The organism is Nocardia puris (genome assembly GCF_036051655.1).
Classification (GTDB): Bacteria; Actinomycetota; Actinomycetes; order Mycobacteriales; family Mycobacteriaceae; genus Nocardia; species Nocardia puris.
Map to the genome: position 1 here is coordinate 4,906,006 of NZ_CP107943.1, position 26,984 is coordinate 4,932,989.

Sequence of the window (26,984 nt, forward strand, 5' to 3'; positions counted from 1 at the left end):
GGCTGAGACAGCGGCGAATACGCCGCCGATAGATTTCCACCCACACCCTGGGTTCGCCTCGGTACTGCCACCAGGAGCGCAGCTGGTTCCACCACTGCGGCACCGACAACCGCCGGACCCAACGCGGGAGGACGATGACATCGCATCCATCACAGCGTCCGAGCGCGAACAGAGGCGGATAGCGAGTGCCCACAGGCAGCGCGTGGTACGTGGCCTTGTCCATCCCGAAGGTGATGAACCCGGTCCCCTTCTCAGTGCACAGAACGCGGCGAGCGAAATGCGGGCCGCCGCCGTTCCAGCCGGGACACCGCCACCACTTGTCGTAGCAGGGCCGGGAAATCTTCCACCATCCGCGCGTCACGTGCCGACCGGCGGCAGGGTCCGGGCGTGGTGGGATCGGTGCGCGCACAGGCGACCTCCTCGATGTCGTGGATTGGGGACTCACGCCCCGATACGGGCGGTGCGCAGAGAATCAAAGGGTTGGCGGCACGGCGGAATCGGTGGTGCGGTAAACCGTGCGGAGGGTGGTCGTGCGCGTGGCAGGGTCGACGGTGATGACCGGCATGCCCTGCGCGTAGGAGCGCAGGGCAGAGACGGTGCCTCCCTGCGTGATTCGACGGTCGTGGACAGCGATGATCGCGTCGGCGTCACCGAGCAGGAGCTGGTTGCGCAGCTGAAAGGCGCAGGTGTCGTACCGCTCGCTGACCAGGACCAGTCGTGCGGCTGCCGCAACTATGTTGGTGTGGTCGACCTGCTGATCGGGACTCCAGTTGGCGGCCTGGCCGGGGAAGGGCTGGTAACCCCACACGTCGAGCCCGGCGTCGATGGCAGCCGCGGCCCACCACTGGTCGCTGCCGGTAGCCAACCCGGACGCGGCGACCTCGGTGTGGTGCTGGTCGCGGAGCTTGACCGCGAGCCGGCGCAGTTCGCCGCGGACCCATGCACGATCCTGCGGCTCGATGAGGTGTTCGCGATGCCCGGTGAGCGCTACCCGCGTCCAGGCGGAATCCGGGCGGCCGGACAGGCCGCGCCGTACCTGCATGAGGATGCGTCCGAGGTGGTTGGCACCAACCGGGACGCGCGCTCCGCGCTGGACACTGCGCCCCCAGAAGTGATCCCCCCAACTGTTGCCCTCGATCAGCAACCGTGTTCCGGTACCGAGCAACTGTTCGATCAACGCGCCGTCGTGATTGAACTTCGATGCGACGATCTCGGCCATCACACGCCTGCGATCGCCGTCCCAGCCGGGCCGCAACGGACACTCACGGCCCAATGCCTTGGCGGACCGCGGATCAGGGGCAGCCTGGATGCGCTCGACCCAACCGGGATCGGTGGTCTTGGCAGCTGCGAACGCATGCTCGGCAGTAGGAAACCGCCGGCCCTCCCAGCGCACAGGATGCCTGCTGAAATTGGACAGGAAGAAATACGACCCACGGAATTCCTCGACCACCGAAGAGTGCGAATATGAAGCCATGAATCACCTTTCGGTAACCTCGCCAGCAGATACGGGCAGAATGACGGAACATCCTTGAGGCCATTCGCGTCAGCAGATGACGGTCGAAGCGCCGGCTACCAACTGTTCCAGCGACGCCGCGAGTCGTGCCCGATCTCGTAGCCGATCAGGTGAACACGGAACGGCGGCGACTACGACCTCAACAAGCCGACCATACGGCATACGGCCCGAGACGGGACTATTCGCCGAAGTGGATAGGTTCGGCCGGGGTGTGGTCGCGACGGAAGGATGTGTCGCGTTCATCGTCGGTGAGCCTGTTTTCCGGGCTGATGGCGCCAGCGAACAACGACGCGAGCGTGATCTGCTCAGGTAATTCAGGCATATCTCCGCAGTCCAACGAATCGGTCATACATCGATTCTCCCAGGCGATGTCTCGTCCGGTACCCAGCCGATCAATGACCGGCTATGGACAAGCCAGCGGGAATCGAAATCCGACATCCACCACCTCGTTTCATCGAGCGCCGGGCGAGGCTGGCAGTGGGCGGCTGCGGCGGCTGGTGCGCGAGAGGGCTCGGCGGCGTAGTTCGCTGAGTGGTAGAGAGTATTTCACACCGTGGCGCTGTTCGGTGAGGATCGTGCGGTCACCGAGGACACGCCGCAGGGCTGCTTCGTGCCGTTCGGCATCGGCGAAGCGATCCGGGAAGAGCCGTAGCGTGTGCCGCCATTGTCGTTGACCGGCGCGCACGCAGACGCCGCCGCAGTTGTTGTGGCTGTAGCCCAGGTCGTAGAGCCGCGGTGGTATGAGTCCTCGTGCTCGGCAGTCCTCGAGCATCTGATCTTTGGTCAGGAAGGGCGCTTCGAGCATTGGGAACTCTACGTGCCATGGCGCCCAGCCGCGGACTACACCGGGTTCGCGACGGGATTCCGTGGAGTCGAGGCCGACGTAGAGGACGGTGTCGGCGGGGTCGGTGTTGGCGGTGAGCCAGCGTCGGCACGGTACCTGTTTGAGATGGCGTGAGCACGGCGCGATCCTGGAGTTGCCGAGGTATCGAGTGTCGGCGAACACTTTCCAGGGGGTTCGGCCGTCGCACACGCGAACGAATGGAACGCTGAGGTAGTCGACCGCGTCGGACAGGAACCGGTACAGGTCCGGGTCCTCGGCCAGCGTATCGGCGAACAAGAGCGTCACCTCAGCGGGTCCGAACCGCTCGATGACCCTGATGGCGGTCGTGAATGAGCCTATGCCACCCGACATTTGAACGATTCGCTGCACAACCAGTCACCTTTCGGAGGAAATGAGCCACGGGCCCGAGCGGACGCAAGGAGCGGACGCGGTCACCGGTTGCGCGGTGATTTCTTCCGCGGGGAGTCAGTTGGCAGCGGAGCGCCTCGGCGATCGGGTGCGCGGTGATGTCGTCTTCGCCGTCACAGAACTGGAGTCGCAGTACCCGCCCGGGGAGCCGAGGTCGGCATGGTCGGGTGCGGGCGAGAGGGATTCGTGGTTGGTGGTCGACGGATGCGAGGTCGTATCGAGCATGCGGGCCCTCCGAACTTCAAGTGATCGTGGTGCTACGGCGAATGAGGTGGTGTACCGCTCGTATCGTCTACCGGCGTGCCGGGCTCTCACTCTCGAGAAGGGGCACCGTCGGTCAGGTCGACGGTGAATGTGTCCGCGTGGACGGTGATAACGAACCAGGCGGGGTGGGCGGGGTCGCGCAGCATGTCGATCAGTGCGGATCCGGCCTGGGACGACGACTCGGTCAGTGGCAGGTATTCGACGAAGTCGTCGGCGAATGGCGGCCCGTAATCCCAGTGGGTGCCGTGGCCGTGGCCGTGGGCGTAGACGACGTGCATCTTGTTGTCGGGGGGATCGGTATCGGTGGGGGCCTGGAGGGGCAGGCCATTGCTGAGCAGGTAGATGCCGCTGTCCTTGACCCAGATCAGCGAGGGCCCGCCGGAGTTGTCGTAGGGCGGCAGGGAGTGTTCGGTCGCGGCCATGGCGTGCTCGGCGAGGCCGAGCACGTCAGCGCGGGGGAACCACAGGGACACGGTGGTCATCAGTGCTCCTAGCTGCTTGTGTCCGGTGGTGCGGCGGACTGCTGGACCGAGCGGCGCCAGGTGCGTGCGCGGCTGCGGGTGGCGGGGGTGAGTTTGGTGAGCAGGTGCGGGTCCAGGCCGCGGTAGTAGTCGCTGCCCTCGGTCTCGTGGCGGTGGGCCAGTTCGATCCGCATCCGGTACCGGCTTCCGTTGGTGCAGTCGCCACGCGGTAGAGCAGTTGGTGGGCGGTGACCTCGCCGGTGCTGGTGTCGGCGATCGCCGCGGAGCCGAGGTGGTGGACTGCCCGCACCTGCGGGGCGGGCGTGTCGGGTGGGGTGGTGAGCGCGAGCGGTTGGATGCTGTCGGCGGGGGACGTGCCGCACAGCGTGGGCAGGGCGGCAAGGAACTCACCGGTGTCCCGGCGTGGATCGGGGGGTGCGCTTGGCGAGTCCTCCTCGGCGGGGCGGGTAGCGGTGGGCGAGCACCCAGGTCAGTCGGTGTCGGTGAGCGTCCGCAGGGTTCGGTGGGCGGTGGTGAGGGCGTCGAGCAGTGCGAGCGGGTCGGGGCCGGTGAAGTCGGGCCCGCCCTGCGATATCCGGCGCAGGGTGCGGAACATCCTGTACTGCAAGGGGATTCCCGTGACCGGTGGTGTGGTGTCGTCGCCGGGGTCGTGGATGACGGTGTAGTCGTCGAGGCCGATCCATACCGCGTACCACGGGTCGGCGGGCGCGCCGTCGCGGACGGCTTCGCGGGGATCAGGTTCGGTCGAGGCCCACTGCGCGCAGGGGCAGGCGGGGTCCTCGCAGCGGCCGGGATGGTCGCGGCGGACGCGGAGGTAGTGCTCCATGCGTCCGGCCAGCATCGGGCAGGCGCGGTTCGAGTACGCGGCGCACCAGGGGTGGACGCCGGGTTCGGGTGCGAGGCCGCGCAGGTAGTCGGCGGGGCGGATGTAGAGCACGACCAGGTCGGTCAGCGGCTTGCCGCAGACCTGGCACAGCGACCGCGCCCACGTGTGGGCGAGCCGCTGGGCGTCGAGCCGGCCGAAGACGGCGCGGGTGCGGTCGGTGTGGGCGAGGGTGATGTGGGGCACGACCATGCCCGCCGAGACGGGGGCGTCGTGCAGGGCCGCGGGGATGGGCACGCGCGGTGTGTCGGTCATCGGAAGCTCTCCCAGGTCAGGGGTCGGTGATCGGGTGGGCGCACAACCGCAGGTCCAGGTGACGGTCGGGGCGCCCGGCGCTGCGCACGGTGAGGTGGATGTCGGCGGTCAGCGCGCCCGGCACCTCGGGGTCGGTGCGCCATGGGTGGAAACGCTCGGGATCGCACGCGGGCAAGCACTTTTCGATCCACCTGAGTAGCGCGACCGCGGAGTCGATCACGGGGTCGGAGTCCATCGACGTCCGGTGTCGGGGGTGTGGTCGTGATCCACCGGAAACTGGTGGTGTCGACCTCGGCGGGCATCAGCCGGTAGTCCAAGCCGTGCGGCGAACACCCGACTGAGTCGGCGTCGTGCTCGACGCGTACCAGCGCGTAGGTCGGCATCGCGGGTGGCGGGACTGCCGGGATCGGCGGGCAGGCGCTGGTAGTCGAGGTGGTCGGCACGCAGCAGCAGATTCCAGGTCAGGCCCATGTGGTCGAAAGCGCGCACGGTGGCACGGAACCCGCCGTCGGCCTCGACTGTGACGATGATATCGGCGGGCTGAGCGTCGACCAGGCACAGGCTGCGGGCGGGGTGGCCGGTGTTGGTGCGGGCCACGGTATGGATGGCGGGTTCGTCGCAAGGACGCACTATCGACTCCTCGGAATGGGAATGCGTCGGTCGCCGCGACGATTCCCGGTGCGCCCGGGGAACTTTCGGGCGTACCGGGGATCGGAGGTGCGGGCGGTCAGGCCGCTTCGGGCAGGTCCTGGTCGTGGGTGTCGACATTGGTGTCACCGGCGGCGGGTTTGTCGTCGGCGGCGGTGGGGTTGTCGATGTCGATGTCGGCGGCCTTGATCTCGCCGAGGGCGGCGAGTTCGACGGGGACGAGGGTGTAGCCGAGTTCGCGCAGGAAGGTCAGGTAGCGGCGGACCGCGGACTCGGCGTAACGCCACAGGTCCTTGTCGGCGCGATGCTCGTAGCCCCCGAGTACCAACGCCAGCGCGATGACCTGGGCACGAGCGGGTTTGGTGGTGTCGAGGGTGGCGAGCATGTCCAGCCGCGACCGATAGCCCTCGATGCCCAGCAACTTCAGTGCGGTGGAGTAGGCGTTGTACTCCCCGATCAGGCTTGGATCGGCCAGCAGCGACCGGGTCAGGAACAGCGCGGCTGGGATGGGTGGGGTCTTGCGGGCCAGCAGCTGTGTGACGAACTCGATACGGGTCGCCTTGGCGGCCAGGCCGAGCTTGTTGAGTTCGCGTACGCGGCGCCGCGCGGCCCGATCGATCTCGGCCGCCTGAGCTGCGGCCTGCGCGGCGGCTTCGGCGGCCGCGCGCCGCTCGGCGGCGGCCTGCTCGGGGTCCACCTGCCCGAAACGACTGCCAGGCTGGCCGGGGTCGGGGTCTTCACCGGCGTCCGCGACATCACCGATACCGGTATCGGTGTCGTCGGTCTCGGGTTCGGGGCGTTCGCGCAGCCCGAGGGTGTCGAGGTGCTCGCGCGGCAGGAAGTACTCGGGCACGATCTGGTCGCGCTGTTCGACCTCGCGGGCGTGGCGCAGCCCGTCGGCGGGTTCGGCATCGGGCTGGTCGCGGGTGTCCCAGTCCACTGTGTCGGGATCGATGATGTGGCCGCTGTCGATCTCGACCCATACCGGGTCTTGGTCGAGGTCGAGCCAGACCAGCCACGGCCCGGGGTTCGCGGCGATGGTCGCGAAGTCGATCGGGCCTCCCGCGGCGTCGACGATGTCGGTCGCGCGCAACAACTCACCGCGGTGGAGGTCGTCGAGGTCGGGGTAGTCGGTGAGAATCCCGAGCCCAGCCTGGGCGTATGGAAGAGCGTGGGCGAGGTAGGCGCGCTGTTCGGCGCGGTCGGCGGCGATGCGGTTGGCTTCGTAGTCGAACCAGTCCGAGCGTGCGTTGAGGAGGCGGCGGACAGCGTCGTGGTCGCCGACGTTGTCGTATTCGGCGATGATCGCGGCGTGCATGAGGTCGTACTGGTCGTTGTCGTCGATCAGCCTGCGCGCGGTCGGGGACGCGCCGACTTTGCCGACGAGCTTTACCTGCTCGCGCTTGGTCTGCAACGCTTTGGCCACGCGGGTGACCGAGGCGCCGAGGTCCAGGGCCTGGGTGATCCCGGCGGCGCGGTCGCCATTGGTGAGCGGGATGCGGCGGTCGTTGAGGGTGATCTGCTCGAAGATCCGCTCGATCTCGGCCTCGTTCACGTCCACGTTCGGGTCGAAATCGCGGATGTAGACCGGGACCTCGGGCAGCTCGAAGGCCAGCGCGGTCAGAGTGCGAACCTGCCCGTCACGCACGACCAGACGCTTGTCGGGCATCCGGATCACCAGGATCGGATCCAGCACTCCGTGCTCACGGATGGAGTCGGTGACCTCGGGATGGTCCTCCAGGTGGAAGCTCTTGCGTACGTTCTCGTCGATCTCGAGCAGGGCCGGATGCACGGTCGGACCGGTCCACAGGCGGTCGGAAGAGGCACCGTTGGTGCCGTCGGCGGCGTCGGCGGCGTCGGTGATACCCGTGCTCGGCTCGTCGATGCCGGGATCGAGTGCGGAGTCGGTGGTGGTGGACTCGGGTGTGAGGTCGGCGGTGTCGACCGTGTCGCCGATATCGGGATCGGTGCCGGTGGTGGGCGTGTCGGTGTCGGTGGGCATCGAGGCTGGCTCCTATCGTGAAAGAGGCAGGGACCGGCCAGCTTTGGACTGACTGGTCCCTGCCTCGGGGACGGGACATTGCGATGGAGGGGGCGGAAGCTGTGGGCTAGCCGCCCGCGGGCTCGGTGGGATCCGGAGGGTCGATGACGATGTCGAGGTCGGCGCGGGCGACGGCGATCTCGGCAGTGCTGCCGCCGTGCTTGTGGTGCACGTCGCGGTAGCACGCCCGGCACACGACCCCGGAGATCGAATCCGCGCTGCCCTTCCCGCTGGCGTGACAGCACAGGGTCAGCACCGTCGCATGCTCGGCGTCGAGCCCGATGACGACACAGCCTTCGGCGTCGAGGCCGAGGATTTGTCGACGGCGGCGAAGCCTGCGGGCAGCCGCAGTACTCGTTTCTTGCTCGTCACGGGGACGGCTTACTTCTTGGGTCGGGGGACGACGTTGACCGGGCGCAGGTGCTGGGCGCCGTGTGGGTCGGCGGGATCGGTGTAGTGCCAGTGCTTGGCCTTCCAGTCCGGGAACTGTTCACGCCAGCGGGCGATGGTGTCGGGCTCCAGGGCGGTGGCCGCGCCGGCCGCACCGAAGTGTTCGGCGGTGTCGAACTCATCGCGGGTCAGAGTGGTGGTCTCGGTCACGGGCGCAACTCCTTCGAAAAGAGGGACAGGACAGGGGATGTCGAGTGCGATGCCGACCCAGGCGGTGGGTCAGACGAGGGTCATCGCGGTGAGGGCGAGGTCGTCGAGGTCGTCGGCGCGGTCGGGATCACCGATGGTCTGGGAGTAGCTGGTGACCGCGTTGGCGATCCCGGCGGCGGTGAGCTGCCCACCAGCGATGAAGTGGGACAGGATCCCGCCGCGTTCGTCCTCGGTGAACCCGAGCTTCTTGGACACGACCTCGAGGGTGCGGTCGGGCTGGGTCACCGGGGTCCCGGCGTGGCGCTCGAGTTCGGCGACGCGCGCGGTCAAGAACTCCGGCGACATCCACTCGCTGATTTTGTCGCGGGTCTCGGCGGTGATGACCTGGAGGCGTTTGCGTTGGGTGTCTTGGGACCAGGAGCGGGTGCCGCCGAGCTCTAGGCGGTCTCCGACGTGGCGTTTGGTGTAGGCGAACAACGGCAACGTCAAGCCGTTGCTGCAGATCTGGATGACCAGTTCCGGTTTCAGGGTGACGGCGTGGTGGCCGATCTCGGAATTGGAGAACCGCAGCCCGGCGAACACCACCGGTTCGGCGCCGGGCCGGTAGCCGCGTGCTTCACGCGCGGCCAGTCGTCGTCCGGTCTCGATCTGCCCGGCGACCCGGCGGCGTTCGGCCAACTCGGGGTTGGCGAACGGGGTCCGATAGTCGGCCAACAACTTGGGGGCGAGTGCGCGGATCTTCGGGGAGACCACCTTGCAGTGCATCGAGGACTCCGACAGGTCACACGAACGCACTGTCACGTCGGCGTCGGCAAGGCGGATGCCGTCTAGGACGGCGGTGAGCACGTCGAGGTTGTCGATGATCCCGTACCGGTCCGACAGCACTGCCCGCAACACCCCCGGCTCTCCCGGCGTCGGGGAGGTGAACAGCCGGAGCAGGAACGAACGTTGGTCGGGGCCGCCGGGCAGGCGGGGGTCGTTGGGACCGTGAAGCATGCCGTTGACGTTGGCATCGTAGAGGTCGGTGCGGTCGGTCTCGCGCAGAGAGCGCAGGTATCCGGCGGGGATCTTCAGCTTCGACCCCAGATGCGTATCCGCCGCCCCGGTCGGCCGGTACAAGCCATCGACTGAGGTGATACCACGCTCATCCAGGACCGGTTCGACACCCGACAGTTGCAACAGCCCGTCGCTGGCGCGCAGCGCCGCAGCGGGGGCAAGGACGTCGAGCTTGGCGGCCTGCTGGGCGTTGAGCAGACCTACGAGGTCGCCCAACTCGGCGTGACGCACACACGAAGCGATCGACATGTCTTTTCCTCTCGTGGACAGGTGAATTCGACGCGACACCCACCGAGTGCAGGGGATGTCGCGTGCGGGAAGGCGGCGCAGGAGCCGAAGATCGCGGACAGCACGGGCAGACTGGGAATCGCCACGCTGGGCGAAAGCGCCGCGCGTGCGCGGTTACCCCGGTCGCGGTGCCCCCTGCGGGTGTGTCGAGCCCTCGACACATGCCGGATGCGGTGCAGATTGCGGCGGGCACGCGCGTCCGGGTCGCACTCGTCGTCGCCGCCGTCCTCGCCGATCCGCGCGTAGGCCAGCACCGTGTGCAGGGCGGCCGGTACCGTCGAAGCGAGGCTCCGGTCGGTGCCGCGGAAGATGGAAACTCCCCGTGTGGCCCGTGATGAGCGGCGCGGGACGGGATGGTCAGTGCTGTTGACGCAGGGCCTGTACCAGCGCCCAGGCGGCGTCGGCGTCGGCGCGGGCGGCGGCCATACGCCGATAGCCGCACTGTTGGAGCACATCGAGGGTGCCCAGCTCGGTGGCGATGGCTTGGCGGCGCGCGTCGGCGCAGAAATGGCGGTGCCGGGCGGCGCGCTCGTCGGTCAGGAATTCGGCGGTGATCTCGATGACGGTGTCGGACACCAGCTCCCGCAGATCCGGGTCGACGCTGTGGAGCGGGTGGCCGAGGTCCAGGTGCAGACGTCCGGGCTCGCCCAGGCACACCGCCGCCGCGGCCCCGCGCCCCGGATCGCCCGGGACGAACCGAGCCAGCACCCGCGGATTGCCCAGGGGCTCGCCGTGCGCGCGCAGCCCCAGGAACCGCACGATCACCATCGACCGTCGTTCAGGGACACCATCGACCAGAGCGACGTGTTCGCCCATGTCGGTGAACACCGTCCCGGTCAGGGGCGCTTCGTCGGTGCCGAACAGGGTGTAGGAGGCGCCGTAGTCGGCGGTGTTGGTGGCGGTGCTGAGGCTGAAACCTGGTGTGGGCATGACGAATCCAGACTCCTATCCGATCGGAGGCGACGAGGGTGGTGCGGTCAGCTGGCGCGTGCGGGCCGATCCCACGGCGTCGCCAGCGCACCACCGGCGCGTGTGCGGTCGCGGCGGCGGTGGCGGGGGAGGGCGGTGTCGGCGAAGTCGGTGGTGACGATCTCGGTCTGAACCGGGCGCTGATGCCAGCACGAGTCGAAGTAGGCGGTGTCGACACTGCACCCGGGCTCGAGGGCGATGCCGGTGTCGGAGGAGAACCGCTGGTATTCCGCGTCACCCCGCCCCTCGCGCATCGACTCGCATCCGCTGTAGGTGAACGGCGCTGAGGTCTGCGGAACGAGAACGACACCGTGGCGGGCGAGGTGGGAGGCGAGGGCGATGACGTGGTATTCGAACCGGCGGCCGCGCGGTAGCCGGGGCCGTTGCCGCTGCGGGGATGGTTGCCGAAGGGCGGGTTGGCGATCGCGGTGTCGAACAGCCGCCACTGCTGCCGTCCGACCTCGAACAGGTCGGCGCAGACCCAGGTCGCTTCGGGAACCAGCTTCATCCCGACCGCGACCAGCTCCGGATCGGCTTCCACGCACACGATTTCGCGTGCGGGCAGACCGCGGCGCTGTTGGTGGGGGTTGCGGCAGGCGAAGGCCAGCGCGCCGATCCCCGCGCACAGGTCGATCATCCCGATTGCCGACGACATCCAGCGACATGCACTCCGCCAGACCCGTCGGGGTGAAAAACGCGCCGACGAGGCGGGCTTGGCCGGTCGATTCCTGGTAGTGGGTGAAGACGATCGTTTTTCCTCCTCGTGCAAGTCCCAGCGCAGCCCGGCCAACCCGACCGTTCGTTCACGGTGCGTGAGGTCGGGAGGCGATCGGACCGGGCACGGCATAGGCACTGCGTCCAAGCCGATGCGCCCACCTGACCGCCCCGTAGCTGCAGCACGGGTCCGCTTCGACCACGACGATGGCGCGCGACAGCGCGGCCAGTTATCCGCCGAAGGCGGTGAGGGGTCGGCCTGAGCGCCAATTGGTCCAAGCGTCGTCGATACTGGGGCGCGATCCACCCGCGGCGACGAGTACGGCGAAGGCGTGGGCGAAATCGACGGCGTCACCGGACCCGACCCCGGCGGCGTCGCACCAGCCGCGCACATACCCGAGTGCCTCGGCGCACAACCACCACGCCGTGCGGTGCCCCAGCGCCGCGTCCCATTGGGCGGTGTCGGGCACCCGCTGGTCCGGGGACGGGGCGGGGCGCAGGTCCGCGGTGAGATTACCGCATGTTCGCCACGCGACCCACGCCTGCGCCAAACCGGGGACAACGGTGTCGTCGGTGAGGGATTCGGTGACGAGGTCTGCGTATGCGGCGGCGAACGCGGTCGCGGTCCTCGCCTCGGGGGTGCGGCTGTGCTGGATGTGCAATGCCCCCCCAGACGAAGCCTTCGGCGCGGGCGCGTGCTTGCTCGACCCGGGCCCGGGTGGCGGTGGCGGGCGGGTCGGTGGAGGAGTGTGCGTGCATGAGCGATGGCTCCTTCGGTTCTTCGTCGCGCGCGAGCACGACATTGGCGGTACCGTTAGGCGGTATGGGGACGAGACCGCCTGGGGTACTGGTTTTTTGGCACGCGACCAAGCGGCAAGTATCGGCGCTGGCACGGTTCAATCCCGTGTGGGTGGTGCTTGAAACAACAGGGCGACGATCGGGCCTCCCGCGGCAGGTACCGCTGGCACTCGGGCCGATGAGCGGCCCGGACGAGATGACCTTCATCTCGGTGCACGGAACAAGCGCCGACTGGGTAAAGAACCTGCTGGCGAACCCCCAAGTGCGGCTGCGCATCTGGTGGCGCTGGCGTAGCGGACACGCAACAGTGACGCCCTACGACCCGGAGTCAATGCGGCAGTTCAACTGGTATGGCAAGCTCGGTGCGAAGATCTTCGTGATCGACAGCTTCACACCGGTTCTGGTAAAGGTGAAATTCACGCCAGCTTGAACGGACCTCACGACTAACACGGCTGATTACCAACGAATCTCATTCACCGGCCGCAGTCACGCGTGCCCGCAACGCTATGCCGTCTCCGCCTGTATCAGAGGTGGACGTACTGGCCGTCCTGCGGTGGTGTCGAATCGGCGCGCACCACCTGTCGCGCTGAACTGGCTCGGTTGTCGAAGTCCACGCGGAATGCTGCCACGGCATCGGCGTCCGCGGGACGAGCAGATGGACCTGCGACACGTCGATATCGATGCTGACCGATACGGGATCACAGCGTGTTTCGGGGCGGGTAGGTCGCCTTGGCTGCAGCGGCGGTGCCCAGTTCGAGCGGGCGCAGGCCCACGCCGGACTCATCGTCGGCTCAACGCAGGAGGAGATGGTCGGCTCCCGGTGCGTGTCCGTGGATCAACAGCACGAGCGTGACCACGATCAATCCGGCGAACGCGCGAGTGTCGGCCCGGGAGGATTCTCGCGGGCGGGCTGGGCCACATCGGCATCCGGTGACGAAGGCCGGGTGTAGCGGTGGCTGGCGGCGGGATTGAAGTAGTCGCGGGCCATCGTGAACTGAGTGACATCGGAGTCGATGTCGCCGAGCCACGAGGCCGGTCGGCCTGGGTGGCGAGGCCGTCGCGCCGTGTCGGTCACACCCAGCCAGGCCAATAGCCGTTGGCTGGGAGTGTATCGCTGGCGCAGACCTTGGACATACAGCGCCGGATCGCGGTGGAACCCGGACTCGGTGTCGTAGTAGTCCCACAGACAGACCAACCGTAGCGGCGAGCACTTACTCAATGCGCTGAGGACCTGCTCGATCGCGGCCGGATCATCGCGGCGATGCCGGAGCAGGTTCCGGATGCTGGAGTCGGGAAGGGTCCCGACGCAGCGGGACGTGCGTCGAGCCAGCGGGCGAAGATACGCAGCGAGCCCATGACATGGCCTCGCTGGCCCTCATCGGGCTGCTCGTCAAAGTCCTGCGCCTCGATGTCTCAGAGATAATCCAGGACGCCGCTGAGGGCATCCTGCACCACCTCGAGGTCGTTTGCGTCGGATGTGACGGGCAGGACGGGCGTAATCGGCATAAGGACACCTCGGACTGGGAATCAGGCGCGATGAGCGCAGCCAGCGGACCACCGACAAATTGGGGGGGTTGACGCTTTCGCGTGGGCGCGCAATGCATCTGGGTGCTGATGTGAATGGACCGGATGATCGGGGCAAAGTGCTACCCCAACGCGATCCCAGCCCGTGACCGCGCAGTTCGGCGCGGTGAGCCGCGCGAGAACCATCCCGACCGGGCTCGATCCGTCCAGCGGGTAGTCGAGCACGCCGGAGCACCTTTTCGGCTACGGTGCCACCTCGGTTTCGGTTCCGGTCACTGGGTTAGCAGCCACTGGGGCTGTGCTCGGGCTGGGCGTCGGCGGTATCGCCGGCCTGTTGGCGGATCAGTTCGCGCACGGCGGCGGCGAACCCGGCTCCGCGCCCGGGAGATACGACGATCTGGAACGTGATCGCACCCATCTGTGGTGTGCCCTCGCGTCGAAGTGCCGGAGGGGCGATCCGCGCCCGGATGGCTCCGGCGTGCACTTCGTAGGCGCCGTGGAACGAGTTGATGAAACGCCCGCCGATCAGCGCCGAGATCGTGCGCATCTGGGCCTGCGCTTCCTCCCGCTGCGCTGCCAGCGCGGCGCGATTCTCGGTGGCTTTCGCCGCCATGAGGCGAGCAGGCTCGAGGGCGCGCCGGCGGATGCAGCGAGCGATCTCCTGGATAGGCCGGTGCATGGAGATCCGGACAACGGTGGCCTCCTGTCACACGTACTCCTCGAGCGGCGTGTCCACATACGGACAGATGACGAGCTTGCCGCGGTCGACGGCCCGGGAACGCCACCCGTTCCCGTCGGCAAGGAACAGCACTTCCCCGTTCTCGCCGATGAGGGTGTAGGCAGCCCACGGACCTGCGGGGGTAGACCGCCTGCTGTCTCGTTGATGATCGGGCGATCGGATGAGTTGAACTGCGTCAGTGCAGTTCTCGCATTCGGGACTCGATCTCATCGGCGGCGTGGCAGGAGAAGTCGTAGTGGCCGTGCTCGACGATGACGTGCTGGTTATCGTCGCGGCAGATCAGGACGCGCGTGCAGTAGGCTGCTGGCGTCCGGCGAATGCGGCGGCGTGGGCGTAGACGTTCCCGGGCGGTGCCGCCAGGATTGAATCGGCTGATCTCGACGATCTCGATGTCGCCGATCTGCTGAGGTACCTCGGATCGGAACTAGGCTTCGGTAATGCGGGTATCCGCGGCGTCGGGAGCGTCGGTCGTGTGGTTGTTGTCGTCGTTGTCGCCCCCGGGGTTGATAGGGTCCTGGCCTTCCGGGCCGTCCAGGGGTTCGAGATCGTCGAGCCCACGTAGGAGATCTTCGATCGCGTCCCAAGTGTTGTCGGGCACTTCCGGGAATTCGACGATCGGTGTGGTGCGGTAGCCGCCATCGCGCCCGCAGCGGATGCGAGACGCGTGGGCCTGATCCTCGGTGTCCCACACCACGACGTAGAACTCGTTGCTTGCTCCGCCCTCTTGGATGAATACGTGTGGCACAGTTGGTATTTCCGTTCTCTTTCGCGTTCGGTCGGCGCGGCGGATACTGCGGCGCGGATCGTGCTCCGGTTGTTGGAGTTCGCGTGTTTGCTGGTTCAGGAATTGCGTGGCGGCGCTACGTTCGCCACGACGGTCGGGTCGAGTTGGTAGAGGTCGATGACTGCCGCTCCGTTGTCCAGCGCACGGATGCTGATGAGGCCGCCGCCGTTGGGGTGGCGAACCTCGACGATGCGTTCGGTGGGGGCCTGATACCGGGATGCGACGCATCGGGTGTCGAAGGATGGCCGCTTCACAGCGCCTGGTCTCGCACGCAGTGCGCTGGTCGGCGATCACGGGTCCGGGAACAACCGGGGACATCGGCCTTAACGTCACGGTGCGCTGATTTGGATCGACCCCGCAGCCCGCTGCCGCGTCACGGACGGCCACGGCCGGTGGCTGCTGATCGGAGCCGAGGATCCCGAATGAGACCGATCCGTCCGGGCGGATGCCCGGTAACGCTCGGCTGCGCGGCTCACCGGTGGGCCTCGAGCACAATGGCAGCCGGTTCCTCACCGTCGGCGTCGATGGCCACCGAGTTCGACTGCGAGGCATTCACGGTGACGTTCAGCTCATTCGGGGTTAGCGTGATCGCGACTTCGCTGACGCCGCCATTAGGGTGCCGGACTCCCACAACTACCTGCGACGTTTCATACGGAAGGCGAGTACCCGACAACGTAAACGGCTGCCCGCTGTTGGCCTCGCCCGCGAGCTGGATCAGGCTGCCACCGGCAGGGATGCCTGCTCCGCGGGCACTTGCGAGACGCTGGAGATACCGCTGCGCAATCGTTAAGAGCTTGGTGATCTGCGTGGCCGCATCAGCTGGCGGATCCCCCTCGCCCAGAACGGCGGTCGGGTGGCGAGGGGCGTCGTTGGACGGCGGCACAGTCGAGGCCGACGTCCGCGAAGGCGAAGCGAGTTGGCGCACGAGCTCTGCCAGCCTCCACGGCGAGTCGGGGCGCATGCGGATCTTGAGAGTCTGAATCGCCCTGTCGATCTCGGTCAGCAACTGCCCCGGGGTCAACGAGTTCGTCATTTTCACGGCACCTCGTCTCGCATGCGGTCGGCGGGTCGGCGATCACAGGTTGGGAGTCCGCTGGGGCTGCCGGCGCTGTCGATGATGAACGCATCACCGGTCACGTCGGGTGCTTCTTCGCTGTAGTGGAGCCATGCCCTGTGCAGCACTTCGTCGGTGTCGACGTCGTGGCGAGCGAAAAGATGGAGGATGTCGGCTAGGAAGTCGCCCAGCACTTCGGAGTGGTCGTACTCACCGTTCGCGAGTTGGGCTGCGGTCAGGTCGAGGCCATACGTTCCAGACCATGCGATCAGCGCGACCTGCGCCCGGTCGGGGGCGTTCGTGGCGGTCGTCTGCATCGGATGTTCGTCCACGGGTTCCTCTCCTGAGTCGGTCTCGGCACGCGATGTGCCGAGCGCGGTGTCGACCTCGGACGGTTGTGCGCCGATATGGGCGATGATGTGCCGCTGAGCGGTCTGCCGAAGGACGAGTCTGCTGGCGTCCGATGGCAGCTGTTGGCGGTCGCCGACGAGCTCTGTCGCATCGGCCCACTGTGCGTTGGTGGGAGATGCGGGTCCCGGTCCCAGGAAGATCGAGCGCATGACGGCCCAGGCGAGCCAGTAGAGGCTTTCTGTGTTGAGCGGAGCGTCGATGTCTCCGTGGGCGGCCCAATAGTGTCCCCACGAGGCACCGAACTGGTGGGTGTCCAGCGTGATCGGCCCGTTCGGGTTCGCGTCGGTTACGACGAGAAGAGGGTCGCGCAGGTTGGACACCCAGGTCAGCAGGACGTGACGATCGACCAGCTCGTGGTCGATCTCTGCGCCCGTCGCGTCGCGTAGCCGGGTGGGAGCGAGGCCGTCGGCGTCCCAGTCCATGTCGATCCATCGCACGGCGGTGGGGTCGGCGGGATTGGTGCGGGCAGCGGACAACATGAGCCGTACGGACAGCCCCGTGATGAGGTCTTCGCGCAGGGGCGACGGGCCGAGGGTGTAGCACCAGGCCAGCAGCGCGTACACCGACGCGTCGCAGTAGGCGCTGGCCGACTGTTCGATTCGCCGCACCCGCGACATCCCCACCGGGAATCCGAAGTTGTCGTGGACGATCGGGGTCAGGTTCGTCATGTGGCGGCCGGCAGGGGGCGTCGTCGATCGGGGGACGGTATTGGCTGCTGGTGCCGAGTTGTGCGCGCTGCGGCTGTTGGAGTGGTGCGATGTAGCGGGCGCAGAGGAGTTCTCGGCTTGTGGCGGTGTGGACGACCGGCCCCCGCCCCTCGCCGCACTGTTCGCTCAGCCAGCCGCCGACGTCGCGCTCGAATTCCGCGTCGGAGCAACGCGATCGCTGTGGCCCTGTGCCGCGGGAGGTTCGTGTGACGATGGCGTGCGGCGTGGCGTCGGCCAGCCGGAACGCGTCCTTGCACTGCGGACCGGAGTACGTCCCTGCCGAACCCCACCCAGCACAGTTCGCGTCGTGCGCCGGATTCGGACGAGGTGTTGTCGCGTATGAACGCCTCGTATATCCACGACATGATCAACCTCCTGAAATAGTGCGGTGCAACGGATTCGGGTCGACAATCGGTCGCTGGTCGACGGGGCGGAGTCGCCGCGATAAGTGCCCCCAACCGTTGTCACCGTCGGTGGCTTGGCGACGTGCGGCCCCCGGGGCGGTAGGGCACGCGGTCGATGAGCCGCTGCCCCTCGATTGGGGCCTAAGCGGCGCGATGCCCCTGAGCTGCGCGCGATCGTCGGCGGTTGTACAGGCAGTCGACCGGTTCCCCGTGGTGGTATCCATGGCAGTCGATCTCGCCCAGAACTCGTGTGGGGACAGCAAGTTTCGATCGCGACTGGCGTTCGAGTTCGTCGATTCGGTCGGCGGCGATGGCCTGGTAGTGGACTTCGGAGTCGCCTGCGGACTCGACGGGCGGCAGTCCAGCGGTTCGCCACATTCGTAGCCACAGTCCGAACGCGGGTGTTGTGAGCGGAGCGATGCTGTTGGCTTCGCTGAGAGCCATGAGGATTTCGGCGGCTGTGCCCGGTTGGGTGGGGGTTCCGGATACGACGCGATCGAGCAGCTCACGGCAGTGCGCGCGGTAGACCATCGAGTGGGTCATGCGGGGATGAGTGGGTGTGAGCAGGGAGAAAGCGTGCCACACGGTGCTGCGGGTCTGGCGGTGACGAGGGCCACGGAGCCGGGACTGCGCGGCGGCGATCTCCTCCTCGGCGAGCTGCGCTTGGTCGAGGGTGTCGGTCACGGCCGACAAGATGGTGCCCAGGTGCGGGTCGAGGATGTCGGTGAGGTTGTCGGGGCTGCGGATTGTGGTTTTCACGCACACCTCCTGTCGGTTCGTGGATGGAGAGTTCGCGGCGGGCGACGAGCGAGGGCGCAACCTGTGGACCCGGCGCCCGGCGTTGTTCGCCGAGACAGGCCCGTCCCCGATCACCTACGAGACGAGCGCGACGGTTCGGCGAGAAGGGTGGGTGAACGCAGTCGCTGCTGGACCGGCGTTGAGACTGGACCTGGTCATGCCACCGGTTCGCTGGTGGTGGCGAGTACGTAGTCGCGGGCGCCGACGGGGATCAGTTCGTCGGGGTCGAGGTCCAGGGCGGCCTCACCGATCCACGCGTTGATCGGTGGAAGCGCGGGTTCGTCGCCTTGCAGCCAGGCAAGCAGGTCCTCGCCGAGGTCGAGCAGCCGGCCTGTCGGCAGCTCGACGCACACACGCGCCACACCGTCGTTGCCGCTGACACGAATCAGCGGCAACCCGGTTGCGATCTCGAACTCGGCGAACACGGCATCGAGGTGCTCGGCGGGTACGCGTGCGAGAGTCCCGGTGCCCAGGCACCCGGCGAACCGGCTGGGGTCGGCGGGTTCGCAGAGCAGGGCGGTCAGCTGATGGCGGCGTTCGCCGATCGCGGCGTCGAGGACGTCGCCGAGCGAGTCGCTGATACTGGAGCGCGGGATAAGAACACGGACGTCGGCCAGCTCGATGTGGGTGAGCGTGCCACCGAGCATGCCCAGCAGGTCCGAGACGCTGATGACCGGAAGTCCGGGATGGGCCGCGTGACCGGATGCGGTGAGCCCGCCGACGGGCGCCTCGGCGGGGTCGGGAACGAACCCGCCGACCTCGAGGTAAGCGCCCGTGGCGTGACCGCCGGGAGAGATCTCCTCGAGTACCATTCCACCGTCATCGATCGCGACGAGCGAGGTCGGTGCGAGAGTGGTCAGCCACTCGATCAGGTCGGGCACAGTGAGCATGGCGAATTCCTTTCTGCGGGAACCGGATCGGGAGGCGCGGTCGCGTGCGGGTGCCCTGGGCAGGGTTCAGGCGGCGGTTCGGGTGGCGTAGGCGATGCCATCGTCGATCGTGCGCTCGGCCTCATGCGCGGAGAATGCTTGGATCCCGACGTGGACGGAGGCGGCGTCGAGCAGGGTCACCCGCGCGGTGTGCGCGTCGAGTAGCCCCGTGGCGACGAGTCCGCCGAGGCTGTTGGCGGCCAGGAGCAGGGCGTGGTGGCGGTTACCAGGCTGTGCGGAGCGCACCCGCGCGGCCTGGTTGCGCAGGGCGGCCGCGACGTAGGCGGCGGGATCGCGAATCGTCGGGTGAGCACGACCGACCGGCCAGCCAACCGCGGTGGACATTTCCCGGGCTGCGGAGGGGGCCGACGGCGAAGGTGCCGGTGCCAGGCGCGTGGTGAGCCAGTCGGGCAGCGGGATCGGGTCGCGGGGGTCGGTGAGCCGGTACACCCCGGCGGGCAGGACCGACCCCGCCGCGACAACGTACCCGCCGCGGGCGCGGGTATCGATGCTGGGGCCCAACCGCCCGGACGAATTCGGCAGCGGGGTGTCGGCGGGCGCGTGATAGTACAGGTGCCATCCGCGTGACGGGGTGGCGACGGTATAGGTGGGCACCGGCAGAGGCTCACCGGCCTGCGCCGCGAGGTTGATCAGGACCTCCCGCCCGTCGTGACGGTCTCCGGTGTCGGCGTGGCGGGGTGAGTCGAGATCGATGACCACCAGATCGCTCGGGCCGCAGGCGATTCCGACGTTGCGGTCCGGAGTATGGCGCCACCAGCGGCGGATCGTTTCGAGGTCGGTGGTCGCCTGGTCCGGCCATCGGGTGATGGCCGGGGTCTTCGCGCGCGCTTTGAGCGGCAGGACACGCCACCCGCGCTCGGCATGGGTGAGCGCGACGGTCAACAGACACGGATCGCTGAGCATGACACTCCTGACAGGTGGTGGGCCGCGTCGGCGGTTCAGCGTCGAGGACGCGTGCGATCCGCGGGCAAGTGCCGGGTCCACGGTGTGGGAAGCCGGCCGCGTGAGGCCGCGGCATCCAGATCGGTCGCTGCCTCGACGGCCGACTCGAGGAGTTGAAGGCGGTTGTCGATGTAGTCGGCGGTTGCCGCGGAGTCGGAGTCGTTGGCCGGATTCGCGTGGTGCTCGTCGGCGAGGTTGTCCAGTTCGGTGACCAGTCGGCGAAACCGCACGAGCGCGGCGCTGGGATCGGTCATGACTCGGGCGTGAGTGTCGAGTTGTGCGCCAACTGCTTGCCATACGCGCGCCACAGCGTGCCGTCGCTGGTCCGCCGCACAATGAAGACGTAACGGCCGAAGTACTTCGGCCCGCATTCCCCGGCGGGGGTGCGGGACAACACCTCATACCGCTGGCCGCGGATGACTTTGGTTTCGGGCATGATCACTCCGTAGATGGTCAGGCGGCCCAGAAGGGCCGGATGCGGCTGATGACGACTCAGGACGACGCTCCTGCGTTGCAGCGCAGAGGAACTCGTTAGGGCAGGCGTTTCAGGAGATGGCGAGCGTCGGAAACGGCGTTCGGAATGCCATCGGCGCGAACTCGCGACGAAGGCGCAGGTCGATGGGCGGCGGGATCGAGGCGCTCGCGCCCAGTGGCACACCCGGGCGGGTACGTGGCGGGTCAGATCACGCCGATCACACCGGCACCGACGGAACGTGCCTGTCTCAGCCGCTCGGTGTGGAAATCGGCGAGCTCGGCGTTCCATTCTGATTCGGCGTTGGACTGGTCGTACGAGTCTCCGCACTCGGCAATCAGAGTGCCATCGGGGGCCCGCAGCTCGTAGCGGGACACCTCACCCGCGCACCATTGCCCATACAGGCGAGCTTCCTCGCGCGCGGAGTGCGCGTCCTGGGCCAGCGCGAAACAGGTCAACTCGTCCCGGCCACTGTGCAGGGTGCCGGTCACCAATTGGACCGTCACACCGGTGATTGCTCGCCACAAGGCATACGCTCTGACCACACGGTCCTCATCGGAATGCCCGTACAGCCCCACGAAATGGGTGAGGGCGACCGCCTCGGGACTTGTGTCCGAGCCGACCTCGTCCAGCTGAGGACGGCCGCCACCGGCATTGTAGACGAGAAGCATTGCATCGCAACACCATTCACGCGGACTTTCCGCGTCCTCGTCAGTGAACCACAGGAGGCGATACCGGCTGCCGTCGCTCGCCTGCTCATGATAGGGAATTGGCATCGCAGAGACCTCCTCGGTGGTGTTTCGAACGGGCGACTCGGGGACTCAGGAAGGCGGCAGAGCCGACGGAACTCGCGTGCTCGAAACCTGACTGCCGGTCCGGTCCAGCACTTCGCCGTTTGCGACGAGATGTGCTGGCTGCGTGAGGGATTCGGCACCGAGACAACCGCCGCCATCCGGTCCCCCGTGACGTTCACAGGTCGTGGGTGGTGTCGTAAACGGTAGGCCGGGACGCGAAGGCCCTGGAACGTTCAGCACGCCACCGCTGAACAGCGGGCGGGACCGTGTCATCGCGTTCGCCGGCGTGGATGGGCGTGGACTCGTGCCAGGACGAGGCAGTGTGCTGGGTCGCGATGCCCTCAGGCCGGCCGGCGCGCAACCAGATGTCGACCGGGTCGGTCGCGTCATTGATGAAAACATCCCATACACAGGCTTCCGACAACGCGGTCACCAGGTCGTCGGCGTACATGTTCGCATCGACATAGCTGTGCAGCTCGCGGAAAGTACGCACCGTCGGCGGAACTACCCCGTCGCGGATATCCCGGCGGATCTCGGCCATCATCTGAGTGGTGATCGCGTCGATACAGTCGCGATAAGACAATGGCGCCGACCGATGGTCGAGGAGACGCATCCTGCCCCATAGCCATTGGATAATCCTCGACGTTCGGAGAGGTCGCGGTGCCGTCGGCACCGCCCAGGACTCCATGTGGCCGAGATGGTCGAGATCGACGCGATACGTGATACCAGCCACCGGGTCTGTCACATCGAAAACGACGGCCCGCGAGCCGGTACGCCGTTGATCGGCCAGCGCCTTGACCGCCGCTACGACAGGATTGAGAGCGTCCTGATCGATCTCCCAGACAACTCGGTACTCGGGCATGGTGAATCGAACCTTTCGAACGAAGTAGGCGGGGCGCGGGCGCGCAGCGACCACCGCGAGATCGACCGGCAGGGCAGCCGAGGCAGCGCGTAACGGCACCCCAGGAGGCGCGGTCGGACGGCCCACTCGTCCGCGGGCGGCCCTATGGGACGCACCCAGCGATGGCAGAGTGCTTGCCTTGCTCGTGGAGACGCTGCGCCGGTTGGTTCACGCGAACAGACGAGCCTCACGGCGCTCGTGCCGGGTCACGGGGAGATGTCACCGGTGGCTGTCCCTTTCGGCGCCGCAACGTTGCGCGTACGGCGGAACCGGGCACGACGCCGGACCGCTGGACGGGCGAGGGCCTGTGTCGCGAGCGAGGTTTCGGCTGGTGCAGATGGATTCGTGCGGCGGTGCTTTGGGGCCGTTCGCAGAGCCGAAAATTGGAAGCGTTCGCCAGGGGGTTCAGGTCGACAGATGCGGCTCTGTCGGCGCTGGAGGGTGAACGCGGTGCAGAGGTCGGGCTACCGGCTGCGGGGTCCGGCGGCACCCAACACTTCGAACTGGTTGCCGTGGCGGCGCATTCGTAGGACGCGCCCGCCGACGGTCAGGGGTCGTCCAGATCCGGTGATGACCGACCACGTCCCGGAGCGGATGTTCTCGACAGCGGTGTAGGTGGCACCACGCGGCCCGGTGAGAGTCGCGACGAAGGTGCGCATGGCCACGGTGTAGATGGTGGTTCCGATCGTGACCGTTTCGGTTGCGGAAGGACGCCTCTGAGCCATCGTGCGGGCCTCCTGGTGGCGGGTATCGGGGTACATCGCAGACAAGGGGCGCCGGGGCCAGCCGTGCCGCGGACTTCCCGAATCGCACTCGGCTATCGTGAGTGCTCGTCGGCGGATCGGGTGTCGGCGCAGCTGCCGCAGTAGCGGTCCCGGCCCTTGCCGTCATCGAGCAGGTTGAGGCGACCCCCGCAGCGCAGTACTCCTGCTTGCATAGACTCTCCAACTCGGCAACAGGACCGTCGCCGGGCTGTACGCTGCCGCGGGCGATGCGGCCGTTCTCATCGAGCACGTGCGGCACAGCCCAGACCTTGCGGAAGGACAAGGGATGACAGCAGGGTCGAATGCGGCAACGCGCCACCGCTGGTCAGTGGGACGGTGCCAGCGCGTGGTTGCAGCTCCTGACCGAAGTCGTCGCCGGCGAGCATCTTTCGGACCGCGGCCTCGCTCGGCGCAGTGACGACGAGGGTCACGACGGCGTAGACGTCGAACGTGTACTCGAACATAGAAGTCTCCTCGGGCAGCCGGGGGCAGCGACCAGCCAGCCGCCGGGTAGCTGGGGGAATCACCTGGGTATGGGTGCGGGGCGACGGGTGAGTGTTGGGCAGTACCCACGTTTGCGGTCGAGCGCACCGCGTCGCGGCAGCGTCCAACCCGACCGCTGCGTCGAGAGCGATGGCCAGCGGGCGGGTACCGGCCGAGTGAGGTGGTAGCTGGCGACACTGGGTTCGGTGAAGTATGCCGCTGGGTGTTGAGCGAGTTCGCGCCGTGGTTCAGCGAAGGAGATCAGTGGCTGCACTGACAGCTGTGTCGCCGAGGTCTAGCAGCTCGGGCGTGGCATGGAGCTGCCACTGCGCGTGGAATCCCTTGCGCTGTTTGGTCGCTGCGCCTTCAGGAGCGATCGTGAACAGCTCTTCCACGCGAGGAACATCGAGTGTTGGGGCGGCCAGCCACAGACGGCGGTGGTCACGATCGACCTCCGGCGTGAGGTCGAGGCGTTGCCCGAGAGCGGCGAGGAGATCGTGGGCGCGGTCGCGGGACATGCCCCGGGCGATCACATCCAGCGACCGCCACGCTGTCGCTGGCGCGGTATAGCACCGGCGGACTCGGTATAACGCCCACCGGCAGGTCGCGAGTTCGTCGGCGGCCATGGCGAGCACCGTCTCGGCATGGCCGGCGGCGAGACGATCGGCCAGTGACTTACCCGGCCCGAACAGCGCCGAGCGCGGGTTGAGTGCCATCGCCACGAATTCGTCGACCAGATGCCGATAGCTCTCCGCGGGGGTGGTCCGATATCGGTCGAGCTGTTCGGACCATCCAAGCGCGCTCACATAGGGACAAATTCTCGCCGCACTTGCCGTGTCTCGATGGGTTCGTGTCCTGGTTCAGGCTGGGTAACGCCGGAAGGCGCTGAAGCCTGTTTGGACAGTCACGTGTCTCGTTTCCTGACACCGTTGCGTGTTGTAGATCATAGTGGCTGCGGGTGTCGCGTTACGGTGGCGATGGGCCAGCAGCACAGCTATTTCACCCGCTCGACGGTTCCAGCGAAGTGCGGTCTGGCGGGCTTGCCAACATTCGGCGCTACAGCGAGCCAGCACCGGTTACGCGGATGTGGTGGATCGGATGAGCCATCGCCCATTCACCAATTGCGAGGCCCTGCCAGGCCACCGTCGACGCGGTCCGCGCGTGACGCCGGGAGCGTTGCGCTGATCGAGGCGGAGTGGCAACGGTATTCGTTCATCCGCCGCTTCGGGCGGGCAAGATGTGGATGCACTTGCGCGGTCTGGGAATGACATCGGACGGTGCACCGTCGACCGGATCTACCGCGTGACGGGCTGGATGGGAGTGCTGCGCAGTGCCGGGCGCGGCTGGTCGTTGGCATCGAGCTCGGATCGCCGCATGTCGATCTGGTTGACCGGCCTGTCTGGGCGGCCCGCCCGAACCAGCTTTGGGACGCCGCCTTTGACCTACGTCTCCACGAGCGGTTTCTTTCAGGGTGGGCATGCGGGTTGGACGGTGGGGGTGGTACCGCCCACCGCCGGGGGGTAGGGGCGGTGGGCGGCACCGGGCGGTCGACGCGCGGTGTTATTCGCGTGTCGACGGGCTGGTGGCCGAGGCCGGTGGCTGTGTCGGCTCGGTCGTGGCCGTGTCGGTCGTGGTCGTGTCGGTCGTGGGTGCGTCGGATGCGACACCGGCCGGCGAGTCGGCAGTTGTCGCGGTGGCGGGGTTGGTGCGGGTGCGCAGCCAGCTGGCGGTGACCGCGACGGTGAGCAGGACGGCGACCACGGCGAGGGAGAGGCCGGTGGGGATCTTGTAGAGGTCGAGCAGCAGCATCTTGACGCCGACCCACACCAGCACGAGGGCCAAGCCGAGTTTGAGGTAGATGAAGCGGTGCATCAGGTCGGCGAGCAGGAAGTACATCGCGCGCAGACCGAGGATGGCGAACGCGTTGGAGGTGAACACCAGGAACGGCTCCTGGGTGACGGCGAAGATCGCCGGGATGGAATCGACGGCGAACACGATGTCGGTAACCTCGACCAAAACGAGCACCGCCAATAGCGGGGTGGCGACCCACCGCCCGGCCTGGCGCACCAGGAACTTCTGCCCGTGATACTGATCCGTGGTGGGGATGAGCTTGCGGAACAGGCGCAGCACGACGCTGCGGTCGGGGTCGATGGTCTCGTTGCGGTGCACGGCCATCTTGATGCCGGTGGCCACCAGGAACGCGCCGAACACGTACAGGATCCACGCGAAGGACGCGATCAGCACCGATCCGGCGGCGATGAACGCCGCGCGGAACACCAGCGCGCCGAGCACGCCGTAGAACAGCACCCGGTGCTGGTACTCCCGCGGCACAGCGAAGTAGCCGAAGATGATGGCGAAGACGAACACGTTGTCCACGGCGAGCGACTTCTCGATGACGTAGCCGGCGAAGTACTGGCCGGCGAACTCGGCTCCCCACGTCCACCACACGATCGCGCCGAATCCGAGGCCGAGCGCGACCCACACCGCCGACCAGATGGCGGCCTCGCGGACCCCGACGACGTGTGCGCGGCGGTGGGCGAACAGGTCGATCGCGAGCATCACCAGGATCACACCGAGTACCGCGGCCCACGCCCACAACGGAACAATCACTCTCACACACCTCCGGTCACGTCACATTGATCCGGAGGTCTCCCCGACCACCCCGAGCACGATCCATTCAGGATCCGTGCGTGGTGGTGCCGGACCGGGCAGCCACGGAGGGCTGCCGTACTGACGATCCTGGACGAGGTGGGTACTCCCCTCCGCGCCACCAGAATGACGACATCGAGTTCGCTTGTCAACATTGACTGGATGTGCTGGTCGGGGCCGGTGGTGATGGGCTGACCACGGCTGGATGATCGTGATAGGGGTGAGGACCTGCGCAAACCCCACGACGAGGAGTGTTGTCCGACTGGTGCCGCCGGAGTTCGCGGGTGGTGCCGGTGGGTGTGCCGGACCAACTCCTGATCGCGGTGCCGGGGCTCGGTGCGCGGGACGCACGGCTTCGGCTGTCGGCGTCGTCGTGACGTCGAGCGGCGTGGGTGCGGGGTCGTGATGGCCGTGGTTCCTCCTCCCGGAAGGGCTGGGATGGTGTCGCTGCACGGCGTCGCCGAGCGGCCCAGCTCGCGCGGCCGGGCGGCGAGTTCGGGGTGGTCAGCGGTGGCTGAGCGCGGCGACGAGGTGTTCGAGGCGGGCGGCCCGGGACGCTTTGATCAGCACGAGGTCGTCGGGACGCAGGATGCGGCGGAGCACGTCGTGGGCGGCGCTCACCGCCGACCAGCTCGACACGCTGACCACCGCGCACCGCCGGGCCCTCGCCGCCTACGCTCGCTGCCCGTGATCCAGCCCGGCTGCGCCACTGCGTAATCTGGGCGGGCGCGGCGACACGTTCGTCCTCCAGCATGAAGATCCGGGCGTTCACGACAATCACGTGGCCGTCGTCGAGCAGACCGCGGATGAGTGCGGCGACGATGCAGCTGGTGGGCGGCCTCCGA

34 protein-coding genes are annotated in these 26,984 nt (G+C 67.5%); 2 read left to right on the forward strand and 32 right to left on the reverse strand.

Annotated features, from left to right (window positions below; translation table 11 throughout):
- Positions 1-472: 472 nt before the first annotated feature.
- From OHB21_RS22650 to OHB21_RS22720, 15 genes are all read right to left on the reverse strand, one after another.
- The gene (locus OHB21_RS22650; RefSeq protein WP_328435951.1) at positions 473-1,450 is read right to left on the reverse strand and encodes an NADAR domain-containing protein; all 978 of its coding nucleotides are present in this window, start codon (positions 1,448-1,450) and stop codon (positions 473-475) included.
- Between the two features lie 241 nt (positions 1,451-1,691).
- Positions 1,692-1,862, reverse strand: a complete 171-nt coding sequence (locus tag OHB21_RS22655) for a hypothetical protein (RefSeq protein WP_157115936.1) — start codon at positions 1,860-1,862, stop codon at positions 1,692-1,694.
- 102 nt (positions 1,863-1,964) lie between these two features.
- The gene (locus OHB21_RS22660; RefSeq protein ID WP_328435953.1) at positions 1,965-2,633 is read right to left on the reverse strand and encodes a hypothetical protein; all 669 of its coding nucleotides are present in this window, start codon (positions 2,631-2,633) and stop codon (positions 1,965-1,967) included.
- A gap of 443 nt (positions 2,634-3,076) precedes the next feature.
- A complete protein-coding gene (locus OHB21_RS22665) occupies positions 3,077-3,511 on the reverse strand; it encodes a hypothetical protein (RefSeq protein WP_195126812.1) in 435 nt (144 codons plus the stop codon).
- An 8-nt stretch (positions 3,512-3,519) separates the two neighbouring features.
- Positions 3,520-3,684: a hypothetical protein gene (locus OHB21_RS22670; RefSeq protein WP_157115899.1), complete on the reverse strand. Its 165-nt coding sequence runs from the start codon at positions 3,682-3,684 to the stop codon at positions 3,520-3,522.
- A 296-nt stretch (positions 3,685-3,980) separates the two neighbouring features.
- Positions 3,981-4,649 carry a cell envelope biogenesis protein OmpA gene (locus OHB21_RS22675; protein ID WP_195126811.1) on the reverse strand — a complete coding sequence of 223 codons (669 nt, stop codon included), beginning with the start codon at positions 4,647-4,649 and terminating at the stop codon, positions 3,981-3,983.
- 16 nt (positions 4,650-4,665) lie between these two features.
- Positions 4,666-4,884: a hypothetical protein gene (locus OHB21_RS22680; protein ID WP_067514202.1), complete on the reverse strand. Its 219-nt coding sequence runs from the start codon at positions 4,882-4,884 to the stop codon at positions 4,666-4,668.
- Entirely contained in the window at positions 4,866-5,279 is a 414-nt protein-coding gene (locus OHB21_RS22685) for a hypothetical protein (RefSeq protein ID WP_195126810.1), read from the reverse strand. Before OHB21_RS22685 ends, OHB21_RS22680 begins: the two co-directional genes overlap by 19 nt.
- Positions 5,280-5,376: 97 nt before the next feature.
- Positions 5,377-7,299, reverse strand: coding sequence for a ParB/RepB/Spo0J family partition protein (locus OHB21_RS22690; RefSeq protein WP_195126809.1), 1,923 nt, complete (start codon positions 7,297-7,299; stop codon positions 5,377-5,379).
- Positions 7,300-7,405: 106 nt separating this feature from the next.
- A complete protein-coding gene (locus OHB21_RS22695) occupies positions 7,406-7,594 on the reverse strand; it encodes a hypothetical protein (protein ID WP_195126808.1) in 189 nt (62 codons plus the stop codon).
- A 125-nt stretch (positions 7,595-7,719) separates the two neighbouring features.
- The gene (locus OHB21_RS22700) at positions 7,720-7,938 is read right to left on the reverse strand and encodes a hypothetical protein (RefSeq protein ID WP_067514206.1); all 219 of its coding nucleotides are present in this window, start codon (positions 7,936-7,938) and stop codon (positions 7,720-7,722) included.
- 69 nt (positions 7,939-8,007) lie between these two features.
- Positions 8,008-9,243 carry a hypothetical protein gene (locus OHB21_RS22705; RefSeq protein WP_195126807.1) on the reverse strand — a complete coding sequence of 412 codons (1,236 nt, stop codon included), beginning with the start codon at positions 9,241-9,243 and terminating at the stop codon, positions 8,008-8,010.
- A gap of 396 nt (positions 9,244-9,639) precedes the next feature.
- On the reverse strand, positions 9,640-10,212 hold the full coding sequence (locus tag OHB21_RS22710) for a hypothetical protein (protein WP_195126806.1): 573 nt from the start codon (positions 10,210-10,212) through the stop codon (positions 9,640-9,642).
- Between the two features lie 47 nt (positions 10,213-10,259).
- Positions 10,260-10,505, reverse strand: coding sequence for a hypothetical protein (locus OHB21_RS22715; protein ID WP_195126805.1), 246 nt, complete (start codon positions 10,503-10,505; stop codon positions 10,260-10,262).
- Between the two features lie 690 nt (positions 10,506-11,195).
- A complete protein-coding gene (locus tag OHB21_RS22720; protein ID WP_195126804.1) occupies positions 11,196-11,627 on the reverse strand; it encodes a hypothetical protein in 432 nt (143 codons plus the stop codon).
- A gap of 95 nt (positions 11,628-11,722) precedes the next feature.
- Here OHB21_RS22720 and OHB21_RS22725 point away from each other — a divergent pair, with 95 nt between their 5' ends.
- Positions 11,723-12,193 carry a nitroreductase family deazaflavin-dependent oxidoreductase gene (locus OHB21_RS22725; RefSeq protein ID WP_195126803.1) on the forward strand — a complete coding sequence of 157 codons (471 nt, stop codon included), beginning with the start codon at positions 11,723-11,725 and terminating at the stop codon, positions 12,191-12,193.
- A 1,374-nt stretch (positions 12,194-13,567) separates the two neighbouring features.
- Here OHB21_RS22725 and OHB21_RS22730 read toward each other — a convergent pair.
- On the reverse strand, positions 13,568-13,900 hold the full coding sequence (locus OHB21_RS22730; protein WP_195126782.1) for a hypothetical protein: 333 nt from the start codon (positions 13,898-13,900) through the stop codon (positions 13,568-13,570).
- A 304-nt stretch (positions 13,901-14,204) separates the two neighbouring features.
- On the opposite strand from OHB21_RS22730, the gene OHB21_RS22735 reads away from it, so the two are divergent.
- Complete coding sequence (locus tag OHB21_RS22735; protein ID WP_195126781.1) at positions 14,205-14,363, forward strand: hypothetical protein; 159 nt, start codon at positions 14,205-14,207, stop codon at positions 14,361-14,363.
- 87 nt (positions 14,364-14,450) lie between these two features.
- Here OHB21_RS22735 and OHB21_RS22740 read toward each other — a convergent pair whose 3' ends face one another.
- The 16 genes from OHB21_RS22740 to OHB21_RS22815 all read right to left on the reverse strand — a co-directional run bounded on the left by OHB21_RS22740 (position 14,451) and on the right by OHB21_RS22815 (position 26,778).
- Positions 14,451-14,720: a hypothetical protein gene (locus tag OHB21_RS22740; protein WP_195126780.1), complete on the reverse strand. Its 270-nt coding sequence runs from the start codon at positions 14,718-14,720 to the stop codon at positions 14,451-14,453.
- A gap of 146 nt (positions 14,721-14,866) precedes the next feature.
- Positions 14,867-15,064, reverse strand: coding sequence for a hypothetical protein (locus OHB21_RS22745; protein ID WP_195126779.1), 198 nt, complete (start codon positions 15,062-15,064; stop codon positions 14,867-14,869).
- A 218-nt stretch (positions 15,065-15,282) separates the two neighbouring features.
- On the reverse strand, positions 15,283-15,843 hold the full coding sequence (locus OHB21_RS22750; protein ID WP_195142705.1) for a hypothetical protein: 561 nt from the start codon (positions 15,841-15,843) through the stop codon (positions 15,283-15,285).
- Between the two features lie 2 nt (positions 15,844-15,845).
- Positions 15,846-16,838, reverse strand: a complete 993-nt coding sequence (locus tag OHB21_RS22755) for a hypothetical protein (protein ID WP_195142704.1) — start codon at positions 16,836-16,838, stop codon at positions 15,846-15,848.
- A 689-nt stretch (positions 16,839-17,527) separates the two neighbouring features.
- Positions 17,528-18,145, reverse strand: coding sequence for a hypothetical protein (locus tag OHB21_RS22760; protein WP_195126776.1), 618 nt, complete (start codon positions 18,143-18,145; stop codon positions 17,528-17,530).
- 194 nt (positions 18,146-18,339) lie between these two features.
- Positions 18,340-19,074: a hypothetical protein gene (locus OHB21_RS22765; protein ID WP_195126775.1), complete on the reverse strand. Its 735-nt coding sequence runs from the start codon at positions 19,072-19,074 to the stop codon at positions 18,340-18,342.
- A 66-nt stretch (positions 19,075-19,140) separates the two neighbouring features.
- Positions 19,141-20,037 (reverse strand): bifunctional DNA primase/polymerase, encoded by an 897-nt coding sequence (locus tag OHB21_RS22770; protein WP_067514219.1) that lies wholly within the window; start codon positions 20,035-20,037, stop codon positions 19,141-19,143.
- Between the two features lie 35 nt (positions 20,038-20,072).
- Positions 20,073-20,330 (reverse strand): hypothetical protein, encoded by a 258-nt coding sequence (locus tag OHB21_RS22775; protein WP_067514220.1) that lies wholly within the window; start codon positions 20,328-20,330, stop codon positions 20,073-20,075.
- Positions 20,327-20,512 carry a hypothetical protein gene (locus OHB21_RS22780; protein ID WP_067514221.1) on the reverse strand — a complete coding sequence of 62 codons (186 nt, stop codon included), beginning with the start codon at positions 20,510-20,512 and terminating at the stop codon, positions 20,327-20,329. The genes OHB21_RS22775 and OHB21_RS22780 overlap by 4 nt, the downstream gene beginning before the upstream one ends.
- Before the next feature lie 242 nt (positions 20,513-20,754).
- Complete coding sequence (locus OHB21_RS22785) at positions 20,755-21,324, reverse strand: hypothetical protein (protein WP_195126774.1); 570 nt, start codon at positions 21,322-21,324, stop codon at positions 20,755-20,757.
- 193 nt (positions 21,325-21,517) lie between these two features.
- Entirely contained in the window at positions 21,518-22,204 is a 687-nt protein-coding gene (locus OHB21_RS22790) for a hypothetical protein (protein WP_195126773.1), read from the reverse strand.
- 503 nt (positions 22,205-22,707) lie between these two features.
- Positions 22,708-22,968: a hypothetical protein gene (locus OHB21_RS22795; RefSeq protein ID WP_195142699.1), complete on the reverse strand. Its 261-nt coding sequence runs from the start codon at positions 22,966-22,968 to the stop codon at positions 22,708-22,710.
- Positions 22,969-23,246: 278 nt separating this feature from the next.
- Positions 23,247-23,471 (reverse strand): hypothetical protein, encoded by a 225-nt coding sequence (locus OHB21_RS22800; protein ID WP_195126772.1) that lies wholly within the window; start codon positions 23,469-23,471, stop codon positions 23,247-23,249.
- A gap of 267 nt (positions 23,472-23,738) precedes the next feature.
- On the reverse strand, positions 23,739-24,206 hold the full coding sequence (locus tag OHB21_RS22805) for a hypothetical protein (RefSeq protein ID WP_195142698.1): 468 nt from the start codon (positions 24,204-24,206) through the stop codon (positions 23,739-23,741).
- Between the two features lie 844 nt (positions 24,207-25,050).
- Positions 25,051-26,100, reverse strand: a complete 1,050-nt coding sequence (locus OHB21_RS22810) for a TerC family protein (protein ID WP_104897514.1) — start codon at positions 26,098-26,100, stop codon at positions 25,051-25,053.
- 543 nt (positions 26,101-26,643) lie between these two features.
- Positions 26,644-26,778 carry a hypothetical protein gene (locus OHB21_RS22815; RefSeq protein WP_267465411.1) on the reverse strand — a complete coding sequence of 45 codons (135 nt, stop codon included), beginning with the start codon at positions 26,776-26,778 and terminating at the stop codon, positions 26,644-26,646.
- Positions 26,779-26,984 lie beyond the last annotated feature (206 nt).

Coding starts and splice junctions, on each gene's coding strand:
- OHB21_RS22710 (WP_195126806.1), bottom strand. CDS start 10,212: ATGCCCACACCAGGTTTCAGCCTCAGCACCGCCACCAACACCGCCGAC.
- OHB21_RS22655 (WP_157115936.1), bottom strand. CDS start 1,862: ATGACCGATTCGTTGGACTGCGGAGATATGCCTGAATTACCTGAGCAG.
- OHB21_RS22785 (WP_195126774.1), bottom strand. CDS start 21,324: ATGCCAATTCCCTATCATGAGCAGGCGAGCGACGGCAGCCGGTATCGC.
- OHB21_RS22705 (WP_195126807.1), bottom strand. CDS start 9,243: ATGTCGATCGCTTCGTGTGTGCGTCACGCCGAGTTGGGCGACCTCGTA.
- OHB21_RS22805 (WP_195142698.1), bottom strand. CDS start 24,206: ATGGCACTCAACCCGCGCTCGGCGCTGTTCGGGCCGGGTAAGTCACTG.
- OHB21_RS22770 (WP_067514219.1), bottom strand. CDS start 20,037: ATGCTCAGCGATCCGTGTCTGTTGACCGTCGCGCTCACCCATGCCGAG.
- OHB21_RS22795 (WP_195142699.1), bottom strand. CDS start 22,968: ATGGCTCAGAGGCGTCCTTCCGCAACCGAAACGGTCACGATCGGAACC.
- OHB21_RS22790 (WP_195126773.1), bottom strand. CDS start 22,204: ATGCCCGAGTACCGAGTTGTCTGGGAGATCGATCAGGACGCTCTCAAT.
- OHB21_RS22765 (WP_195126775.1), bottom strand. CDS start 19,074: ATGCTCACTGTGCCCGACCTGATCGAGTGGCTGACCACTCTCGCACCG.
- OHB21_RS22800 (WP_195126772.1), bottom strand. CDS start 23,471: ATGTTCGAGTACACGTTCGACGTCTACGCCGTCGTGACCCTCGTCGTC.
- OHB21_RS22775 (WP_067514220.1), bottom strand. CDS start 20,330: ATGACCGATCCCAGCGCCGCGCTCGTGCGGTTTCGCCGACTGGTCACC.
- OHB21_RS22750 (WP_195142705.1), bottom strand. CDS start 15,843: ATGACGAACTCGTTGACCCCGGGGCAGTTGCTGACCGAGATCGACAGG.
- OHB21_RS22715 (WP_195126805.1), bottom strand. CDS start 10,505: ATGCGCGAGGGGCGGGGTGACGCGGAATACCAGCGGTTCTCCTCCGAC.
- OHB21_RS22780 (WP_067514221.1), bottom strand. CDS start 20,512: ATGCCCGAAACCAAAGTCATCCGCGGCCAGCGGTATGAGGTGTTGTCC.
- OHB21_RS22665 (WP_195126812.1), bottom strand. CDS start 3,511: ATGACCACCGTGTCCCTGTGGTTCCCCCGCGCTGACGTGCTCGGCCTC.
- OHB21_RS22680 (WP_067514202.1), bottom strand. CDS start 4,884: ATGGACTCCGACCCCGTGATCGACTCCGCGGTCGCGCTACTCAGGTGG.
- OHB21_RS22725 (WP_195126803.1), top strand. CDS start 11,723: ATGAGCGATGGCTCCTTCGGTTCTTCGTCGCGCGCGAGCACGACATTG.
- OHB21_RS22690 (WP_195126809.1), bottom strand. CDS start 7,299: ATGCCCACCGACACCGACACGCCCACCACCGGCACCGATCCCGATATC.
- OHB21_RS22670 (WP_157115899.1), bottom strand. CDS start 3,684: ATGCGGATCGAACTGGCCCACCGCCACGAGACCGAGGGCAGCGACTAC.
- OHB21_RS22675 (WP_195126811.1), bottom strand. CDS start 4,649: ATGACCGACACACCGCGCGTGCCCATCCCCGCGGCCCTGCACGACGCC.
- OHB21_RS22730 (WP_195126782.1), bottom strand. CDS start 13,900: ATGGCGGCGAAAGCCACCGAGAATCGCGCCGCGCTGGCAGCGCAGCGG.